General features: G+C 69.5%; 12 protein-coding genes and 1 tRNA gene. 11 read left to right on the forward strand and 2 right to left on the reverse strand.

From position 1 onward, the window contains the following. Positions 1–406: 406 nt before the first annotated feature. Together ACJH71_RS03980 and ACJH71_RS03985 are read left to right on the forward strand one after the other, a co-directional pair. Complete coding sequence (locus ACJH71_RS03980; protein WP_406756747.1) at positions 407–790, forward strand: hypothetical protein; 384 nt, start codon at positions 407–409, stop codon at positions 788–790. Continuing rightward, the gene (locus tag ACJH71_RS03985; protein ID WP_406756930.1) at positions 706–9,024 is read left to right on the forward strand and encodes a PE family protein; all 8,319 of its coding nucleotides are present in this window, start codon (positions 706–708) and stop codon (positions 9,022–9,024) included. Before ACJH71_RS03980 ends, ACJH71_RS03985 begins: the two co-directional genes overlap by 85 nt. A 152-nt stretch (positions 9,025–9,176) precedes the next feature. Here the strand turns inward: ACJH71_RS03985 and ACJH71_RS03990 are convergent, their stop codons facing one another. Further along, positions 9,177–9,791: a GNAT family N-acetyltransferase gene (locus tag ACJH71_RS03990; RefSeq protein ID WP_406756748.1), complete on the reverse strand. Its 615-nt coding sequence runs from the start codon at positions 9,789–9,791 to the stop codon at positions 9,177–9,179. A 184-nt stretch (positions 9,792–9,975) separates the two neighbouring features. After that, the gene (locus ACJH71_RS03995; protein ID WP_406756749.1) at positions 9,976–10,944 is read right to left on the reverse strand and encodes an NAD(P)H-quinone oxidoreductase; all 969 of its coding nucleotides are present in this window, start codon (positions 10,942–10,944) and stop codon (positions 9,976–9,978) included. 165 nt (positions 10,945–11,109) lie between these two features. On the opposite strand from ACJH71_RS03995, the gene ACJH71_RS04000 reads away from it, so the two are divergent. The 9 genes from ACJH71_RS04000 to ACJH71_RS04040 all read left to right on the forward strand — a co-directional run bounded on the left by ACJH71_RS04000 (position 11,110) and on the right by ACJH71_RS04040 (position 20,305). Further along, positions 11,110–12,114: a MarR family winged helix-turn-helix transcriptional regulator gene (locus tag ACJH71_RS04000; RefSeq protein ID WP_406756750.1), complete on the forward strand. Its 1,005-nt coding sequence runs from the start codon at positions 11,110–11,112 to the stop codon at positions 12,112–12,114. 310 nt (positions 12,115–12,424) lie between these two features. Further along, the gene (locus ACJH71_RS04005; RefSeq protein WP_406756751.1) at positions 12,425–12,925 is read left to right on the forward strand and encodes a MarR family winged helix-turn-helix transcriptional regulator; all 501 of its coding nucleotides are present in this window, start codon (positions 12,425–12,427) and stop codon (positions 12,923–12,925) included. Between the two features lie 11 nt (positions 12,926–12,936). Then, on the forward strand, positions 12,937–13,437 hold the full coding sequence (locus ACJH71_RS04010; protein WP_406756752.1) for a MarR family winged helix-turn-helix transcriptional regulator: 501 nt from the start codon (positions 12,937–12,939) through the stop codon (positions 13,435–13,437). A 358-nt stretch (positions 13,438–13,795) separates the two neighbouring features. Continuing rightward, complete coding sequence (gjpA, locus tag ACJH71_RS04015; protein WP_406756753.1) at positions 13,796–14,890, forward strand: outer membrane porin GjpA; 1,095 nt, start codon at positions 13,796–13,798, stop codon at positions 14,888–14,890. Positions 14,891–14,938: 48 nt separating this feature from the next. Next, a complete protein-coding gene (locus tag ACJH71_RS04020; RefSeq protein ID WP_406756754.1) occupies positions 14,939–17,461 on the forward strand; it encodes a PGRS repeat-containing protein in 2,523 nt (840 codons plus the stop codon). Between the two features lie 100 nt (positions 17,462–17,561). Continuing rightward, positions 17,562–17,651, forward strand: a tRNA-Ser gene (locus ACJH71_RS04025). 620 nt (positions 17,652–18,271) lie between these two features. Continuing rightward, positions 18,272–18,817, forward strand: a complete 546-nt coding sequence (locus ACJH71_RS04030) for a MarR family winged helix-turn-helix transcriptional regulator (protein WP_406756755.1) — start codon at positions 18,272–18,274, stop codon at positions 18,815–18,817. 445 nt (positions 18,818–19,262) lie between these two features. Further along, on the forward strand, positions 19,263–19,745 hold the full coding sequence (locus tag ACJH71_RS04035) for a MarR family winged helix-turn-helix transcriptional regulator (RefSeq protein WP_406756914.1): 483 nt from the start codon (positions 19,263–19,265) through the stop codon (positions 19,743–19,745). Between the two features lie 83 nt (positions 19,746–19,828). Then, entirely contained in the window at positions 19,829–20,305 is a 477-nt protein-coding gene (locus ACJH71_RS04040; protein ID WP_406756756.1) for a MarR family winged helix-turn-helix transcriptional regulator, read from the forward strand. The last annotated feature ends 309 nt before the right edge of the window (positions 20,306–20,614 follow it).

Raw genomic sequence — 20,614 nt, forward strand, 5'->3', positions numbered from 1 at the left:
CGCCGGAGTGGCCGAGTGGCAGCTGCCGGTAGTGCGGTTGGGGCGTTTTTGGCGTTTGGGTTGTCGCCGTTGTCTTCGGCGCCTGTTGCGCATGCTGATGAGCTGGATTGGGTTGTTGATCTGGTTGGTGCGGATCTGGCTGGGGCTCTTGGTGATTTGAGTCAGGCGTCGTCGTGGGAGACGTTGTTTGATCAGGCTTCGTGGGAGCCGTTGCTGAGCAATGTTGGTTTGTCGTTTGATGCGTCGTTGGCGGGTGTGCCGGGGTCGGCGGCTGCTGATGATTGGTTTGGGTCGTTGTTCTATGACCCGTGGCATGACTTGGGTCAGGCGTGGATCAACAGTTCGTTTGGTTCTGCGGTCAATGATTTCGTCAATATTTTTGGTTTCGGTCAGATTCTGATCGGCAATGGTGCTGACGGTATTGATGGTGGGACGCTGGCGCAGGCTGCTGGTGGTGCTGGTGGTTTGTGGTTCGGTGATGGTGGTGCCGGTGGTACCGCTGCTGATGGCACCGGTGGTGTGGGTGGTTCGGCGGGGATGTTCGGCGATGGTGGCGCCGGTGGTGCGGGTATTGATGGTGGCGATGGTGGCGCCGGTGGTGCTGGCGGCTGGTGGATGGGTCTTGGTGGTGATGGCGGCGCTGGTGGTGCTGGTATCGCTGGTGGTGCTGGTGGTGTTGGTGGTGTCGGTGGTGATGGCCTTGGTTTGGCGTTCGGTTCGGGCGGTAACGGTGGTCTTGGTGGCGATGGCGCGGTGGGTGCTGCGGGGGCGACTGTTGGTGCTGGGCTGAATGGCCTTGCCGGTGCTAATGGTGGCGCGGGCGGTAATGGTGGTGCTGGTGGTCGTGGTTCGTGGCTGATCGGTTCCGGCGGTAAGGGTGGTGCCGGCGGTGCTGGTGCCGACGGTGGTAATGGTGGCGATGGCGGCGACGGCATCAACGCCACTGCTCCGGGCGCCGACGGCGGCGCTGCCGGTGACGGTGGCAACGGTGGTAACGGTGGTGCGGCCGGTCGTGGTGGTGCTGCTGGTTCCGGTGGTCTGCTGGGGTCGGCGGGTGTCGCCGGTGTTGGTGGCACTGCTGGTGACGGTGGTAACGCCGGTGTCGGTGGTAACGGTGGCGCCGGCGCCGACGGCGATGGCGCTCACATCGATGGTGGTGCCGGTGGCCGTGGTGGTGACGCGGGTGTGGCCGGTGCCGGTGGTGCGGCGGCACCTGGTGGCACGGCGGGTGCTGCGGGTGCGGCGGCGACCGGTGGTGGTAACGGTGGCCAGGGTGGTGACGGCGCCGACGCCGTCATCGCCGGTGGTGCCGGTGGTGCCGGTGGTCGTGGTGGTGACGCTGGCTCGCTGGGCAACGGTGGCGCCGGTGGCGCCGGTGGTGACGGTGCGGTCGGCGTGGCCGGGCACACCGATGCCAACGGTGATGGCACCACGGGTCTGGCCGGTGGCGCCGGTGGTGTCGGTGGCGCCGGTGGTGCCGCTGGTTCCGACGCCGGCAACGGTGGCGCCGGTGGCGCCGGTGGCCGCGGCGGCACCGGTGGTGTCGGTGGCGCCGGCAATGACGGCACCGCGGGTCTGAATGCGGCCGCCGGTAGCGGTGACAACGGTGGCGACGGTGGCGACGCGAACAGCACCGCCGGCAACGGTGGCGTCGGTGGCGTCGGCGGTGACGGCGGCGCGGGCGGTACTTCCACACACGGCACCGCGGGTGCGCACGGTGTCGGTGGTATCGGCGGTGACGGCGGCGCCGCGGGCGCGACCGGTGTCGGTGGTAACGGCGGTGACGGTGCCGGCGGCGGTACCGGGGCAGCGGCCGGTAACGGCGGTAAGGGTGGCGCCGGTGGTGCCATCGGTAGCGGTGGCGCCGGTGGTGCCGGTGGCTCAAGCGGTGGCGCTAACCACGCGGCCTCCGGCGCGACGGGCGCAGACGGCACCGGCGGCAACGGCGGCAACGGCGGTAACGGTGGTGCCGGCGAGCTGCTGGGCGACGGCACCGTGCAGACCGGTGGACAGGGCGGCAACGGTGGCGACGCCGGGGCGGTCGGTGACGGCGGTAACGGCGGCGTCGGCGGTAAGGGCGCGACCGGCACGGCCGGACACACGAACATCAGCGGTGACGGCACGGACGGCGTCGTCGGTGGCGCCGGTGGTGCGGGCGGCATCGGTGGTGCCGGCGGTAGCACCGCGGGCAACGGTGGCGCCGGTGGTGCGGGCGGCGTCGGTGGCACCGGCGGTGCCGGTGGCCACGGCCTCGACGGCCAGGACGGTGTCGATGCGACGGCCGGCAGCGGCGGCGACGGCACGGTTGGTATCGGCGGCGGCGACAGCGGCAATGGTGGCGCCGGTGGTGTCGGCGGTCAGGGCGGTGCCGGCGGCACTGCGACAGCGGGCAACGCCGGTACGGACGGCGACGGCGGCCAGGGTGGTGTCGGTGGCGCGGCCGGTAATGCCGGCAACGGCGGTCGCGGCGGTGACGGCGCGGGTGGCGGCAACAACGCCACGGCCGGCTCCGGTGCACAAGGCGGTACCGGAGGCAACCGCGGCGAGGCCGGCGCCGGTGGTGCCGGCGGCTGGAACGCGGACAACAGTGTCCAGGCGGACCAGGGTGCCAATGGTGCCGAAGGCGGCGGCGGCCACGGTGGTACCGGCGGCCGCGGTGGCGACGGTGAACTGCTCGGTGGAAATGTGCCGCAGGCCGGCGGCAACGGCGGTACCGGTGGTACGGCCGGTATCGGCGGCGACGGTGGTGTCGGCGGCGACGGCGGAAACGGCGCGTCGGGCATCAACGGAACGACGGTGGTCATCGACGGGACCACGGGTGGTACCGGTGCCGTAGGTGGCAACGGTGGTGCGGGCGGCGCCGCGGGCGTGGGCTCCGGAAACGGTGGTGCCGGTGGTAACGGCGGCACCGGTGGTAACGGTGGAAACGGTGGCGCAGCCGACGACGGCTACCTGTTGGACCTGGCGGGCGGCAACGGTGGTAGCGCCGGTGCCGGTGCCGCGGGCGGCACCGGTGGTGCCGGTGGTACCTCGGCCGAAGGCACCGGTGGCCAGGGTGGCGCCGGTGGTACCGGCGGCAACGCGGGAACCGCGGCCGTCGGTGGTCAGGGCAGCGGCGGCGGTGGCGGTGCGAACGCCGGTGCCGGCGGCAACGGCGGTGACGGCGCGCTCGGCGGCGCAGGCGGTCAGGCCGGCGTGGGTGGCGCCGGGGTCGACGCGGGCGCGGACGGCGCCGTGGGCGCTGACGGCGTAGCGGCCGACGGTGCAGATGGCGGTCGCGGAGGCGACGGATACGGCCTGATCAGCGGGACCAACACCGGTCAGGGCGGCGGCAACGGCGGCCAGGGTGGTAACGCCGCCGCAGTCGGCAACGGCGGAATGGGTGGCACCGGCGGAGCCGGCGCGACGGTAGACGGCAGCACCGGCAACGACGGGAACGGCACCGACGGTGCAGTCGGTGGAGTCGGCGGTGACGGTGGCCAGGGTGGTGCCGGCGGCAGCACCTCGGGTAACGGCGGTGCGGGTGGCTTCGGCGGCGTCGGTGGCCAGGGTGGTGCCGGCGGTGCGGGCGCGGACGCCACCGTGGCCGACACGGACGGTGGCAACGGCGGCAACGCTGGGGCCGGTGGCGGCGGCGGTAATGGCGGCCTGGGCGGCACGGCCACCAACGGCACTGGTGGCGCCGGCGGCAATGCCGGCATCGGCGGCAATGGCGGCGTCGCGGGCAACGGCGGCGCCGGCCTGGGCGGCGGCGGTGCGGCGAACGCCGGGAACGGCGGTCACGGCGGTAACGGCGCCGACGGTGGTCTAGCAGGCCAGGTGGGCCTGGGCGGCACCGGCACCACCAACGGCGCGGATGGCTCCACTCGCCCCGACGGCATTGCCAGCGACGGCGGCGTCGGTGGCCAGGGCGGCGCCGGCGTGGGTCTGAGCGGCGGTGTCGGCCAGGGCGGCGGTCATGGTGGCGCCGGCGGTAACGCGGCCACGACCGGCAACGGCGGTGCCGGCGGTGCCGGTGGTGTGGGTGCGACCGTGGACGGCATCACCGGCGGCGACGGCAACGGCACTGCGGGTGCGGTCGGTGGCATCGGTGGCAACGGCGGCACCGGTGGTAGCGGTGGCGCCACGTCAGGCAACGGTGGCGCCGGTGGCAACGCCGGTAAGGGCGGCAACGGTGGCGCCGGCGGCGCGGGCGCGGACGCAACAGTGGCCGACACCGCGGGCGGTAACGGTGGGAACGCCGGTGCTGGTGGCCAGGGTGGTGTCGGCGGCCAGGGCGGTGACGCTGTCGCCGGCACCGGTGGTGTCGGCGGTAACGCCGGCGACGGTGGCAACGCCGGCACGGCCGGGTCCGGTGGTAAGGGCCTCGGTGGCGGCGGCGCGGCCAACGCGGGCGCGGGCGGCGCGGGTGGCGATGGCGCCGACGGCGCCGCTGCGGGCACGGCCGGTGCCGGCGGCACCGGCACGAATGGCGACGGTGCGGACGGCAGCGGTGGCGTGTCCGGTATCGGCAGCGACGGTGGTGCCGGCGGCAACGGTGGCATCGGCTCGGGTCTGATCAGTGGCAGTGACACGGGCCAGGGCGGCGGTGCCGGTGGGCACGGCGGTAACGCGGCTTCGGTGGGCACCGGTGGTGCCGGCGGCAACGGTGGTGCTGGTGCGGCTGGTGAAGACGGCGTCACGCTGAGCGACGGCAACGGCACCAACGGCACCCACGGCGGCGTCGGCGGTGCGGGCGGTGTCGGTGGTGCCGGCGGAACGAATGACGGCAACGGCGGTGCCGGCGGCCAAGGTGGCGTAGGTGGCGGCGGCGGTAACGCCGGCCACGGCGCCAACGGCGTCAGTGGCACCGTGATAACCCCGGGCAGCGGTGGCTCCGGCGCGGACGGAACCGACGGCGGCAACGGTGGTGTCGGTGGTAACGGTGGCGCCGGTGGTACCGGGGGCGCCGGCGGTACTTCCAGCCACGGCAGTGCCGGTGCGGACGGATCCGGTGGCGCCGGTGGGAACGCCGGTAATGCCGGTAACGCCGGTAACGGTGGTCGCGGTGCCGACGGTGCCGGTGGCGGCAGTGGTGCGGTGGCCGGCTCCGGCGGTGACGGTGGCAACGGCGGCGTCCGCGGCACGGCGGGCACGGCGGGTACGGGCGGCTGGAATGCCGGGCACACCACCCAGGCGGCCAGTGGCAATGCGGGTGCCTCGGCTATCGGCGGCAACGGCGGGGCAGGCGGCAAGGGCGGTACCGGCGTGCTGCTCGCTGATGGCACCGCGCAGCTTGGTGGGGCGGGCGGTGACGGTGGCAATGCCGGACCCGTGGGTAACGGCGGTGCCGGCGGTAACGGCGGTGCCGGCGCCGCGGGCGCGACCGGCTCGACTGCTCTGGCCAACGGCGGAACCGGTGGTAACGGTGCGGCCGGTGGTAGCGCGGGCAACGGCGGTAAGGGCGGCTCGATCTCCGGCAACGGCGGCCAGGGTGGTGTCGGCGGTGCCGGCGGCAACGGTGGTGCCGGCGGCGCGGGCGTGCAAGGTCTCGCGGGCGCCGACGCCGCCGCGGGCAGCGGCGGCAACGGCGGCGATGGCACCGATGGCGGTAACGGCGGCCAGGGCGGTAACGGCGGTCAGGGCGGCAGCGGCGGTCAGGGCGGTAGCGCCACCAACGGCACCGCCGGGCTCAACGGCAGCGGTGGTATCGGCGGTAACGGCGGCGCCTCCGGCCAGGCCGGTGACGGTGGCCGCGGTGGTAACGGTGCCGGCGGTGGCGCCGACGACACTGCTGGGCACGGTGGTAACGGCGGCGCCGGTGGTGACCGCGGTACGGGTGGTTCGGCCGGTAAGGGCGGCCTGAACGGTGACGGTGTCACCTACCGGTCCGACGGTGCGGGCGGCGTGGTCGCCGGCGGCGGCAACGGTGGTGTCGGTGGCGCCGGCGGCAACGGCGCAATGCTCGCCGACGGTGTGACCGGCCAGGCCGGTGGCTACGGCGGCAACGGTGGTGCGGCGGGTGCGATCGGTACCGGTGGCGCCGGCGGTGCTGGTGGCCATGGCGGTAGCGGCTTGGCTGGCGGCACCGACATCGACGGCAACGGCACTCTCGGTGGCGATGGTGGCACCGGTGGCCACGGCGGTAACGGTGGCGCCGGAGGCACCACCTCGGGTGCTGCAGGTGCAGGCGGCGCGGGCGGCACCGGCGGTAGTGGCGGCAACGGTGGCGACGGTGTCATCGGCTTGGCCGGCGACACTGGCGGTAACGGCGGCCTGGGCGGTAACGCGGGCTCCGGCGGTGCCGGTGGCCAGGGCGGCGAGACCGCCAATGGCGCCGGCGGCGTGGGTGGCGCGGGCGGCAACGCCGGCAACGCCGGTAACGGTGGTGCGGGCGGCAACGGTGGCAGCGGCGGTATCGAAGCCGCAGCCGGCAACGGTGGCGTCGGCGGTGACGGCGGTAACCGTGGCCTCGGCGGCGCGGGTGGCGCCGGCGGCGTCGGTAAGGGTGGCGCTCAGGCTGGCGACGGCCAGGACGGCACCAACGGCTCCGGCGGTGACGGTGGCGCCGGCGGTAACGGTGGTGCCGGCCAGACCCTGGGCGACGGTTCGGCTCAGGACGGTGGATCCGGCGGTAAGGGCGGTAGTGCCGGTGTGATCGGCACCGGTGGCGCCGGCGGTAACGGCGGCGTCGGCTCGGCCGGTGTCGACGGCCTCACCGACTCGAACGGCGACGGCACGGCCGGCTCGGCCGGTGGCCACGGCGGTAGCGGCGGCGAGGGTGGTGCCGGTGGTGCTGAGGCCGGCAACGGTGGTGTCGGTGGTACCGGTGGCGCCGGTGGTGTCGGTGGCCACGGCGGTGCCGGCGACAACGGTGCGACCGGAACCAATGCGACGGCCGGCAGCGGCGCCAACGGCGGCAACGGTGGCGACGCCACCAGCACCAACGGTGACGGTGGAGCCGGTGGTAACGGCGGTAGTGGTGGAGCCGGTGGTTCGGCCACCAACGGCAACACCGGCGCTGCCGGTGCCGGCGGCAAGGGCGGCGCCGGAGGTAACACCGGCGACGGAGCCAACGGTGGTAACGGTGGCGCTGGTGCCGGCGGTGGCAGCGACACGATTGCTGGATCCGGTGGCAACGGTGGCCAGGGCGGCACCGCTGGAACGGCGGGCCAAGGTGGCACCGGCGGCATCGGCGGCAACGGCACGGCTGCTGCCGACGGCCAGGACGGCCTGGTGCTCGGTGGCAACGGCGGTGACGGTGGCCACGGCGGTAACGCCGCGCTCGGCCAGGCCGGCGGTAACGGCGGTACCGGCGGTGCGGCAGGCACGATTGGACACGGCGGCGAGGGCGGTGACGGCGGCGCTGGATCCAACGGTGTGGCCGGAGGCACCAGCGGCATCAACGGCACCGACGGCACGGCCGGTACGGCCGGTGGCAACGGTGGTGTCGGCGGTGCCGGTGGCTCCATCTCCGGTGACGGCGGCGCCGGTGGCCACGGTGGTATCGGTGGTGACGGTGGTGTCGGCGGCAACGCCGCCAACGGCACCGCGGGAACCAACGCCACGGCCGGAACCGGAGGCAACGGTGGGGTCGGTGGTGACGCCACCGGCGCGGCCGGGGCGGGCGGTGCCGGCGGTGCCGGTGGCCAAGGTGGTGCCGGCGGTGCGGCGACCGATGGCAACAGCGGTGCGGACGGCTCGGGCGGCCATGGCGGTAACGGCGGCAAGGGCGGCAACGCCGGTGTCGGCGGCCGCGGTGGCGACGGCGCGGGTGGCGGAACGAATGCCGCAGCCGGCAATGGCGGTAAGGGCGGCAACAGCAGCAGCACCTACGGAGCCGGCGGCGCGGCCGGTGCCGGCGGTCTCGGTGGCGACGGGGTGACCCAAGCCGACAGCGGCGCCGCGGGTAACCACGGCGCGGTCGGCGCCGGTGGCACCGGCGGTAACGGCGGCAATGGCACGACGCTGGGCAGCGGCCTGGCGCAGGTCGGTGGCAACGGCGGTACCGGCGGTAACTCCACCGCCGAGTACGGCAACGGCGGTGCCGGCGGTGTCGGCGGCAACGGTGCCGCTGGAACCTCCGGTACCAACGCCGCCAACGGCGCCGGTGCCGCAGGCGGTAATGGCGGTAACGGTGGTGCGGCCGGCCAGCACGGCACCGGTGGCGCCGGTGGTAACGCCGGTAACGGTGGGATCGCCGGCAACAACACCTCGGTTGGCGCAAACGGCGGCACGGGTAACCAGCCCAAGGACCCGAACGGTAACTCGATGGCCGGCGGCTCCGGCGGCGACGGCGCCAAGGGTGCCACCGGGTTTGCCGGTGGCAAGGGCGGCGTCGGTGGAGTCGGTGGTGCCGGCGGCACCGTCACCGGTGACGGTGGTGCGGGCGGCCTCGGTGGCAACGGCGGGGTTGGCGGCGGCGGCGGTACCGGTGGTAACGGCGGCACCGGTGGTGCCGGCGGTGCCGGCGCCCTGGGTCTGCCCGGGCGTACCGGTGGTACCGGTGGCGTCGGCGGTCAGGGCGGCGACGGCGGTATCGGCGGCGCGGCCGGTCAGGGCGGCGCCGGTGGTGTTGCGCTGGGCGACGGACAGGCCGGTGCACACGGCGGCGGCGGCCAGGGCGGTCAGGGCGGTGTCGGCGGTAAGGCAGGCGTCGGCGGCAATGGTGGCGCCGGTGGTGCCGGCTACAACGGCATCGTCGGTCAGGGCACCGGTGGTGGCGGTACCGGAGGCAGCGGCGGTACCGGTGGCCAGGGTGGCACCGGCGGCCAAGGCGGGGCCAACACCGACGGCACCAATGCTGACGGCGGTGCCGGTGGGATGGGCGGTAAGGGCGGTAACGGCGTCAACGGCGCCTCCAAGCCCAGCAAGTCCAACTGGGCCGGCAGCGGCGGTAGCGGTGGCAAGGGTGGTGCGGGCGGTACCAACGGCGACGGTGTCGCTGGTTCGTCGGGTTCTGCCGGTGTCAACGGCGGCAAGGCCAACGGCGGCACCATCGGTCAGGGCGGTGCCGGTGGCGCCGGCGGCACGGGCGCACCGTAGCCAGAAGCCTGGGCAGGGCGTAGACGTACGAATCCCCGGTCCGACACTTCGGTGTCGGGTCCGGGGATTCGTACGTTGCGGGCCAAGCGAACTCACGCCAACAAAAAGGGCGGCGACAGCTGTTCTGTCACCGCCCCTCTGCGCCGCTCCGCCTACGCTTTGCGATAGCCCGGCATATCTTCCGGGGTCCGCAGCCAGGCGTACAGGGCAATGTTCTGATCCCACTTGGCCATGTAGTGCTCGCCGAGGAAGACCCCGCCGCGGCGCTCCCAGAACCGGCGACCGTACGAGCCCGCACCGGCATTGGTGTCTCCGATGATCCGTCGGCATTCCGGTTCGGCCGCGAAGATGCTGGACACCAAGGGGCCAAAGATGTTCTTGCCGTGGCCCTTCTCGACCGCGGCGGCGTCGGCCATGGCTCCGTGCAAGCCCACATCGTAGGGAAGGGCGTCATACACCGTTGCCAGGTCGTCTTTTGCCACCCGGAACAGCTCCATATATCCGAGGGGCTCGCCGTGGAGGAGCCAGATGTACGGGCGTGAGTAGGCACCGTCGAACTGGGTTTGCAGGTGACGACGCCATTCGTCGGGTGGATAGGCGTAGCCCCAGGTTTCGGCCAGATGCGGCCGGTTCATCCATTCCGAGATCATCTCGGCGTCGCCGGGCTGGTCAGCGAAACGGACACTGTACGGATCGGCGAGGATCGGTAGCGGCGGCGCCGGAACACTCAGGAGGTAGTCACTCAGGCCGACCCGTTCCCGCGGCATACTCATAGCGCACCCGAATCCGTTGTGGCCGAGCTGGCTTGAGTAATCATTACAAGTGCCTCCTGGGAATCCGTAGACAATCGGTATCGACAATGATGCTACGTCGAGCCCCCCGGGGCGAGCGTGCGTGTTTGCACGCCGACACACCGCAAAAACCGGCAATCTGTGCACCCTCGGCAGGCACCTAGACGGTCAGCACAACCTTTCCCGTCACCTCACCCGAGGACAGCAGCCGATGCGCTTCGGCGGCCTGTTCGATAGGCAACCGCGCGCCGATCACCGGCTTGACCCGGCCGTCGCCGAGCATGGGCCAGAGCTCGGTGGTCACCGCGGCAACAACCGCGCCCTTGCTGTGCGGCCCCTCCACCGGCCGACCGCGCAAGGCGGTCCCGATCACCCGGGCGCGTTTGGAGATCAGCTTGCCCAGGTTCAGCTCGCCCTTGACTCCGCCCTGCATCCCGATGACCACCAGCCGTCCGTCGTTGGCCAGCGCATCGACGTTGCGGTCCAGGTAGGCCGCCCCCATGATGTCCAGGATCACGTCGGCGCCGCCGGCCTCGCGGACCCGCTCCACGAAGTCCTCGTCGCGATAGTTGACGGTGATCTCGGCACCCAGTTCACGGCAGAACTCCAATTTGGCGGCTGATCCGGCGGTTACGGCCACCCAGGCGCCCAGTTGGCGCGCCACCTGAATGGCATGGCTGCCCACGCCGCTCGCTCCGCCGTGCACCAGCAGCAGCTGGCCCTCGGACAACCCCGCCGTCAGCACCAGGTTCGACCAGACGGTGCACGCCACCTCCGGTAGGCCGGCGGCATCGGCCAGGTCCACCCCGGCCGGAATCGGCAGCACCTGGGGTGCGGGAACCGCGACGTACTCGGCGTAGCCCCCCCCGGCCAACAACGCGCAAACCTGTTGCCCGGTTGTCCAACCCGACACTTCGTCACCCACCGCGGCGATGACGCCGGAGACCTCGAGGCCGAGGGTGTCGCTCGCCCCGGGTGGGGGCGGATACAAGCCCGCGGCCTGCAGCAGATCGGCCCGGTTCACCCCGGCCGCGGCCACCCGAATCAGCACCTCGCCCGGGGCGGGTTGAAGATCGGGGACCTCTCGCCATGCGAGGACTTCGGGGGATTCAACGACGATGGCACGCATGCCGGACACGCTACTACCGGCCCGACGCGGCCGAAAACGCTGAGGAACCCTAAGTGTGTCGCTTAGCATGACGCTGTGCAGCGCCACGATCGCCGCCGGACGGGGAGTGATTTACCCGGCTTGGATCTCGCCGAACGTCAAGCATGGCAACACTATTTGGAAGCCGTGCTGCGATTCGACGCAGCCCTGAACCGGGCGCTCAACGCTGAGCATCAACTGTCGGTGATCGACTTGCGGGTGCTCGACATGCTGGTCAAGTCCTCCGACGGATCTGCTCGGATGGGTGATCTGGCCGGCCTGCTGGGCGCGACGCGGCGTCAGATGACGAACCGGATCGACCGTCTGGGGGAGCGCGGGCTGGTACGCCGCGAGCCTGATCCGCAGGACAAACGCGGGGTGGTCGCGCTGCTCACCGACGCCGGCCGCGCGAGAGTCGACCAGGCGATCATCAGTTACGCGAAGGCTGTCTCGACCCACCTACTCGGATCGCTGTCGACTCGCCAGGTCAGCACCGTTGCGGAGAACTGCTGGCGCATCGGCGAGGGCCTTCGGCTTTCCGAACTGCGGCGTGCACTAGTCGGACCTGGTCCGCCCGTTCCGGTTCGCCTTGATGCCCAAGCCTTTCCGGAGGCGCCCACCTGTTATCTGCCCGGGGTCGACGACGCTGGGAAGCGTTGCTGGCACCAGTTCATGGCGTCGTCGGCGACGCTGTTCCCGGTATTGAACGAGCGTTTGATCGAGGCGATCCAGCTCGGCCTCATCGACATTCTGCTGCTGGATCTGATCGCCAAATCCCCGGGCGGATCCGCGCCCCTGAGCGTGTTGGGTCAGGCGGTTGCACTGCAGCCCAGCCGGATATCTCAGCAGATCGGCCGTCTGGAGTCCGAGGGTCTGGTGCGCCGTGCGCCCGGTGAGGGCGATCGGCGACGCGTCGTCGTCACCATCACGCTGCACGGACGGGTCCGGCTGGGGCCAGCACTTGCGTTCTACGCCAGGGAGATTCGCCGGTATTACTTGAACCCGATGTCGCGCCAGCAGGCGATCGCTCTCGGTGATGCGTGCCGTCGGATCAGCTTGCCTCTCAAGTCCGCAGGCGCCCGGCCGGTGCGCGCGGTACGCCGGAGTTCAGCGGCAGTCGCGGTCGTCGAAGGCGACGTCGTTCACCAGTGACCAGCTGACCGATCTAGCGCCGGTGCCACCCAGTCACATTGTGGTTCACAGGGTTTCCACAGTTTACTGGATTCGGACGGCGTGGTTCTGCATGGGAGAGAAGCGAACTGGTTACCCACGGGTAGTTACCGCTTGAAATATTTGAGACCGCGACATCGTCAGAGCGACCGCCATGACCGTGCTGGTGACCTGGGAATTCATTGCTTGATCACTGGCGTGGCCCCCGCCAGGTTCGGAGAAGTCGGCAGGACCCTGCGACGCACCGACCAAAGCCATCCCCGCATTGGCCGTGTCGCCTACTATCACGCAAATGCCTCGCCCTCTGCGTCCTCGGACCGCCAGTGATTTGCCGGGGCTGGACATAGCAGAACGACAGTCGTGGCAGAACTTCCTGGACGCCGCCATTCGGTTGTGGCCGACGCTGGACCGGCACTTGACCGACACTCACCGACTCACTCTGGTCGACATACAGATACTGGATGTCTTGATCAGTTCGCCTTCCGGCTACGCGCGGATGCGCGAACTTACCGACCTCCTCGATCCGACGGCTAGTCAGCTGGCGAAGCGAATTCGGAATCTCGAGGAACGCGGGTTGGTCCATCGCTCGGTGAGCCCAGCGGGTAAGCGCGCGGTCACGCTGCACATCACTGACGATGGCCGCAGCTTGGTCGAGGGCGCCACGGCGAGTTACGTATACGGCTTGCGGCGTCATTTCTTGAGCCAGTTGTCATGTCGGCAAGCTGTCACCATCGAGGAGAACTGCCGACGAATCAGCGCTGCCCTGAAATCGCCCGACGGCCGGGTCTGTTAGGAGCGCCAGCCGTGCCCGAGGAGATGGTGCCCGATTCGCAGATGTGCCAGGTGACGGGACTCAATGACGCCGAAAAGGGCTGCTGGCACGCGTTCTTCCAGGCCTCACGACTTCTGGATAAGTTGAGCGATCTGCTCAAGGAGTGGCATGGGCTCGCCCTCTTCGACTTTCTGGTGTTGGATCTGCTCGCCAAATCCGACAAGGGGTCGGCTCGGATGAGCGACTTGGCTGAGGCGTTCATGCTGATACCTAGTCGAGTGACCTGGCAGATTCGGCGGCTCGAATCCCAGGGGTTGGTGCGTCGAGACCCCAGCCCGATCGACCGACGGGGCGTGCGGGCCAGCATTACCCGCGAGGGTCGCACGCGAGCCGAGGCGGCGACCACGACCTATGCCAACGGGATTCGGAAGCACTACTTGGATCAGATGACCCGCCAGCAGTTGATCGCCCTGGGTGATGGCTGCCGCCGGATTAGTGCGCCGCTGGAAGGCTCCAACGGCCGGCGTGAGTAGGTCTCTCGGCAGCTGACGCCCGGAGTCGACCGTGCGGCATACATCGCTTGGCGCGCCTCAAGCGAACCAACTCGGCCCTTGCCGAAAGGCAGCAGATTCCTCGGTCGCTTCTGAGCGAATCCTATCTTGTCGTCTAAGGAACCTGTTCCAGCGCTTACTCGCCAGTAGTGTCAAATTCAAATACTTTCGCCCGCTTGGAGGTTCGCTGTTCGGCAATGGATGGCAGTCTCTACCTGCCGATAGTCCGTTAGCAAAGGGTCGCCGTAAAGCGGTCTCCGCGTAAAGGTTTGGCTATAACGACTCTTAGTCAGTGACGTTAAGGCGTTGTCCAGCTAGGTTTCCGATTGCTGAGCGTCACATGACCAAAGGAGTTCCCTTGTACGCCACCATTCGCCCCTATGCCACCGCTGGTGTGGCACTGGTCGGGGCCAGTCTCGTCGCTATCACCCCGGTGTCTGCGCCGTTGCCCGCGCTGCGTGATGTCCAGTCCCCGGTGGTGGCGCTGACCAGCGCGTGGGATGACGTGCTCAATGCCGCGTCGGCGAATGTGACGGCGATGTTGAACAACTGGTACCTGGCTCCCGGGGTGGGTATGCAGCAGTTCTGGGCCAACCAGATGAGCTACTGGGACCAGTTGGCCAACGACCCAGCAGGTTCGACCAACGAGATCAATGAGCAGATTCAGCTGCATCTGAACGCGGTGATCTCCGGCTGGGCGCTGCAGAACGAAACCGACGCGACGCACTCCACCGTGCTCAACCACACCATGGACGGTACGCATGCGTTGATGTTCGGCCAGGTCGCCGGCTACATCCCCGCGGATGTGGACAAAGACTCGATCATGCCGATCATCGACTACTTGGGCTCGCCGGCCAGTGCGGTGTTGATGGGCATGATCGGCCCGGGCATCAGCCCCTGGATCGCGCTGCTGAACGGCATCACCGACGGTGACAATCCGTTCGACATCCTGGTCAACATGGGTGGTGCGTTCTTCAACGGCGCCACTTTGAACCTGGATGCTCTGCTGCCGATGATCAACTCGTCGGGCTATTTCCCGGCTGGGATGAACATGGATCACCTGGATTTCGCCTTCGGCGGCCTGCTGTCGCCGGGTGCTGTCGCGGTGGGTCCGTACCAGGTGCTGGGCCCCGGCGGCGAGGTCGCCGCCTCGGTGCCCGCGGTCGGCGGGTCGATCTTCCAAAGTGTGGGTATCGAATTCAGCGGCCTGCCGGTGCTGGGGACCCTCGATCTCAACAGTGCGGGGATCGGTCCGATCGCCGCTTGGCAGGCCTGGGGTCAGACCGTCGGTGCCCTGTTGGGTTCGGGCTGGGATGGCAAGGGTTCGGTGGTGGTGACCCCACCGTTGGCCGGCGCGGAACTGCCCCTACTCGATGACGGCAGTGCTGCAGCGACTGATGCATTCGGTTGGCTGGGCGACCTGCTCGGACTCTGACTCCTAAACCCTTCACCCCCCCATTCTTTGAGAGAGGTATCCCTGCACATGAGTCATCACACCAATGCACGCCGCCACTCCCGGGCGGTCGGTGCCGCCAGTACCGTTGGCGCGTTCCTGGCCTTTGGAATGGCGCCGCTGAGCTCAGCCCCGGCAGCTCAAGCCGATGAATTCGACTGGATCGCTGACCTTTTCGATTCCTCGGCGTGGCTGGCTGCCGAACCGGCCGACGCGGGAACCTTCGACTGGACCAGCATGTTGGATCAGTGGTTCTACGACCCGATCCACACCTCGATGGAGGCCTGGATCAACAGTGACTTCGGGGAAATGGTCAACGGCTGGATCAACACCTCGGCCGGGCAGTTCCTGATCGGTGACGGTGCCGATGGCACCGAGGCCAATCCCGATGGCGGCCATGGTGGCTTGTGGTTCGGTGACGGCGGCGACGGCTGGGACAGCACCGAAGCCGGTGTGGCCGGTGGCGCTGGCGGCAATGCGGCCGGCTGGCTTGGCGACGGCGGTGTCGGCGGTGATGGTGGCGCGGGAGCCAACGGTGGTGACGGCGGGGCTGGTGGCCTCTGGATGGGTAACGGCGGTGCCGGCGGCAACGGCGGGATCGCCCTGGATGCTGCTGTCGCCGGTGGCAACGGCGGTGCCGGCGGCGACGCCTCGGGGTGGCTCTTCGGCAACGGCGGGGTTGGTGGCAATGGGGCAGCCGGGCTGGCCGGCGCCGCAGGCACTTTCGCAGGCGGCGGCGACGGCAACGGCGTAGCCGGTGGTTACGGCGGCAATGGCGGCACTGGCGGGCGCAGCGGCTTCATGTTCGGCAATGGTGGCAATGGTGGCAACGCCGGAGCCGGCGGCAAAGGGGGCGACGGCGCCACGGGCACCGCCGAACACGTTGACGGCGGAAACGGGGCCTGGTCCTGGGGCGGCGGCGCCGGTGGTGCGGCCGGTGCACGCGGATCCTCCATCTACACCAGCCCCATGTTTGGGCACGCCGGGCAGCTCGGAAACGGCGGCGACGGCAGCGACGGCGGTAACGGCGGCGACGCCTACCAAGACGTCAACGGCCACTACCTGGGCAACGGTGGTTCCGGCAGCGACGGCGGATACGCCGGCAACGGCAACATCGGCGGCGCTGGCGGTGTTGGCGGTCACGGCGGCAACGGCCTCAACGGTGGCGCCGGCGGCTGGGGCGGCAACGGCGGCCAGTCCGCCGGCAACAACACCGGCGGCGCCGGCGGAAACGCCGGCAACGGCGGAGATGCCGCCGCGGGCACCGGCGGCAGCGGCGGTTGGGGCGGCTCGGGCGCTCCGTCCCAAGGCGGTGTCGGTGGTGCGGGCGGTAACGGCGGCGCCGGAGGCAATGGGGCTACCGGCGACAACACCGTAAAGACCATCGGCGGTGACGGTGGCGGCGGCGGCTCGGGCGGAAGCACCCAAACCGGGGTCGGCGGGGCCAGCGGAAGCGGCGGGGACGGCGGCACAGGTACCTATGCCGGCGGCAACGGTGGTGACGGTGACATTTTCTCCGCTGGCGGATCCGGTGCCACCGGCGGCGCCGGCGGCGACGGCGGCAACGGCGGCAACAGCACCGGGTGGAATGACGGAACCGGCACCATCTGGAGCCACGGCGGCAACGGCGGCAACGGCTCGCCCGGCGGAGGGAGTTTCGCCGGCAACGGCGCTGCCGGCGCCGTTGCCGGCAACGGCGGCAACGGCGGCAACGGCGCCTCCGGGCCGGGCGTCATCAGCGTTGGTGGCAATGGCGGCAGCGGCGGCACCGGGGGCACCGCGTACGGCGGCGGCAATGCCGGTGCGGGCGGGGTAGGTGGCAACGGTGGCAGCGGCACCGCCTCGGGTGGCAACGGCGGCACCGGAGGAACCGGAGGCGCGGGCGCAGTCCTTCTCGGTGGCAGTGGAATAGGTGGCACCGCGGGCGACGGCGGTTCTGGCGGCACCGGCGGCGGTGTCTCCATGCCCGCCAACAACCCCTACGGTGCTGGGCCCAGCCAAGCCGGCAACGGCGGCGACGGCGGTATGGGCGGCACCGGCACCATCGGCGTCGGCGGCAACGGTGGGGCCGGCGGGATCGGTGGCAATGCCCAAGGCAGCGTGAACGCCGGCAATGGCGGCAACGGCGGCGTCGGCGGAACCGGATTCACGGGCGCGCCGGCAACCAATCCCGCGCACGAACCCGGCGGTAACGGCCACGACGGTGGCGCCGCCGGCAACGGCGGCGTTGGCGGCAGCGGTGGTACCGCCGCCTCCGGAAACGGTGGCAATGGGGGTACTGGCGGCGCCGGTGGCACCGGCGGTGCGGGCAGCCGCGGCGGCAACGGCGGCACGGACGCGAGCGGCAACGCCTTGCCCGGCGGCAACGGCGGCGACGGGGGGATCGGCGGCAATGGCGCGGCCGGCGGCGCGGGCGGCACCAGCGCCAGCGGTAGCAGCGGGACGCACGGCGCAGGCGGTGCGGCCGGTTCCGGTGGCGCCGGCGGCGTGGCCGGTACCGGCACCCCGCCCGGCCAGCCCGGCACCACCGGCGGTAGCGGCCAACCCGGCTGACCCGGCCACGAGCAGACGCAGACTCGCATTAAAGGCGCCGTGCGCGTGCGAGTTTGCGTCTGCTCGGGAGCACTGATCCGGCCAAGGTACGATTTCCCGCGGTGGCGTGGCAGAGCGGCCTAATGCACTCGCCTTGAAAGCGAGAGACGGCTAACACCGTCCGGGGGTTCAAATCCCTCCGCCACCGCCATCCAAGCCCGGCGCATCCCTTCCTAGGGGTTTCCCCCGGCCTCAGCTCCCGGACAACCGACTCAGCAAAGAACCGGTCCATCGTCCGGTCGGCTGCGCCTCCGTCGGGTGCCTCCGAGTCTCAACTGCCGGTTAAGAATTCGTCTGTCGCGCGCCGTGTTGCTCCCGATCAACCGGTTGAACAGCTCCTGGGATGCCGGTGCGGTAATCGCTCGCGGAGAATCGGTTTCGGCAAGAGCGGCGCCCCACGGGCGATGGTCAGGGCGCGGGCTGGCGGCGATGCGCCGCCCCAATCACTCAGCATGACGTGAAACCCCGCGGGCCCGGTAACCGCCCGCAACACTCGACCTTATGTTGTCAGTATGCATTCAGATGAGAAACCCGCCGTCGCCCGCTGAGCTTCTCTAGTGCAACTAAAAGCCTCTAGAATAAAACGGATTTCCGAGCCGACACTGCAGTCATGTCACCGTGGTGCGGGGCCGATGCTGAGGATATCGCCGGTTTGCATCCAATTAGCGGTGGCGTTTGTCGCGCCTGCGGCGGGCGTGTGTCCACTGGTGGGCGAACTAGCTATCGCAATGATGTTGACGCGCTATGGCAACGCCTGGCTAACATGACGGCATGCAACGTCCGTCTCGTCGACGTACCCCCAGTGATCTGCCCGGATTGGACATCGCCGAGCAGAAGTCGTGGCAAAACTTCCTGCACGCTGCGTTGCGCTTTCACACCACGATGGATCGCTGGCTGACCGAAGCGCACCAACTCTCGGTCATCGACTTGCGGGTGCTAGACATCCTGGACAAGTCCGAGGACGGTGCGGCGCGGATGGGCGACCTGGCCGACGCACTGGGCGCGAACCCGCACCACATGACCAAGCGAATCCGGCGACTCGAAGAGCGGGGTTTCGTTCGGCGCGAACAGAATTCCGATGACCGGCGTGGTGTGGTCGCTCGGATCACCGACGACGGCCGGCGGGTGGCCGGTCATGCCAGTCTCAACTACGCCCAAGGGGTCAAGACCCATCTCATAGGCACCCTGTCGCGGCGCCAACTCGCCACTCTCGAGGAGAATTGCCGACGGATCAACTCCGGACTGAAGCAGGTCGACTCGGCGCTCTATGTCTCCCGAGAAGCTCACGGGGAGTCTGCGACCAAGCTACCGCTCTGATCTGGCGTCAACGATGCAGCGCCCCAGGGTTTGCTCATGCGCGGTTTCTCGCTCGCTGTGAAGTCGCTGGGATATGCATTACGGCCGTTCGGTGCCACAGTTCTCAGCCAATGCTCGTTGGGCACGGACATCGCATGTGTACAGCAGTTACCGGCGCGATGCGGTACTTGGCGGCTACCTCAGACCGCTGCTAGAACACGTTCTGATTACTACCCGCGAGTTAGTTGCCGGTTGAATCAATCGCCCGGATTTACATATTTGCTGGCACTGCCCTAAAAGGGCCTGTGAGAAGCCTGGATGCGTCACCCGCGGGCGTTGCGGGCTGGCGGCGAGCATCACTGATGTATGCAGCAGGATGCAAACTGCCCCGTTTTTCGTGGTCATTGTGGGAAGTGTTTCGGTACCGTCGCCCGCCGTGGAGGACACAGGGGGTCAGGTGCCGGCGATGCGGCTGCCGGGGCTCGAGGACATCGAACAGAATTCCTGGCAGGTTTTCGTCGAGTCATCGACGGGTCTGTTGACCGCGCTGAACCGAAGCCTGTTGGGCCGCCACCGGCTTGACCTGTCCGAGCTTCGCCTGCTGGATCTGCTCGCCAAGTCCGAGACCGGTTCTGTCCGAATGAGCGAACTGGCCGCAGCGCTCATGCTGCTCCGCAGTCGAGTCACCTGGCTGACTAGGCGTCTGGAAAGCCGCGGCTTGGTCCGCCGGATCCCGATCCCCGGTGATGGGCGGGGCGTGCGCGCCGAGCTCACCCCGGAGGGGCGCAAGAGGTTGGGGGAGGCCCGCAAGACCTATGCCGAACAGATCCGCCGCCTCTATGTGAACCAGATGTCCCGCCAGCAGATGCTTGCTCTGGGTGCCAGTTGCCATCAGATCAGCGCCTCACTGGAAGCTGCAGACCTTCCGAAAAAGTCGACGCTCGATTGAATCGCTAGCCTCTCGCCCAGCCTGTCGGCATCAAGTTGCCGAATCAAGCACCGGTCGCCACGTCACGTAGCTAACATCGCCCGATGGGGCACCTGCGGGCTCTTGAGCGGCCAGTGTGGGAATTGCCGGTGCTCGACGCCGCCGAAAGCGCGTGCGTGCACCAGTTCGTGGACACTTCCGAACGCCTGTTTGCCGCGTTGAACGACAGCCTCGTCCACGCCCACGGATTGACCCTCTTCGAGGTCCTGGTGCTGGACCGGCTGGCCAGTTCGGAGACCGGTTCGGCCCGAATGCGGGACCTGGCCAAGGCTTTCGCGCTGGCGCCCAGCCGGGTGACGTCACTGATCGATCACCTGGAGGCTCAGGCTCTAGTCGGTAGGCGGCCGCATCCCGACGACCGCCGAGCGGTGCTTGCCCACATCACCGCTGAGGGCAGAAAACGGTTCGCGTCTGCGGTGGTGACCTACGCGCGCGGGATCCGCGCGTTCTACCTCGATCAGCTGTCGCATCAACAGGCGATCGCCCTGGGTGACGTATGTCGGCGGACCGGGCTGCCGTAGCAGAACTGGGCGCAGGTCGGAGCGCGATAACCGGGGTCGGACCAGCCCGGATATGGCCTACAAAAATTCTCAGGTAACGCGGCGCTTGGCAGGAGATTCGGACGCCCCGAGCATGACGCTTCACGCCAGATAGACGCTCGCTACCAGCATCAACAGCCAGATGCCACATGTTAGCTAAAGTTCGCCTAATAGGGATCCGTGCTGTAGCGAAAATACTTGACACCTGTTTCTACAAAGCGCTCTTGAACTTTACCGCCGTATCGTCACTATGCAGGTCAACGGCTATTACGCGCCGCCGAGGCGTGGAAT

Origin of the sequence: Mycobacterium sp. SMC-15 (genome assembly GCF_045310925.1) — a bacterium.
GTDB lineage: Bacteria > Actinomycetota > Actinomycetes > Mycobacteriales > Mycobacteriaceae > Mycobacterium.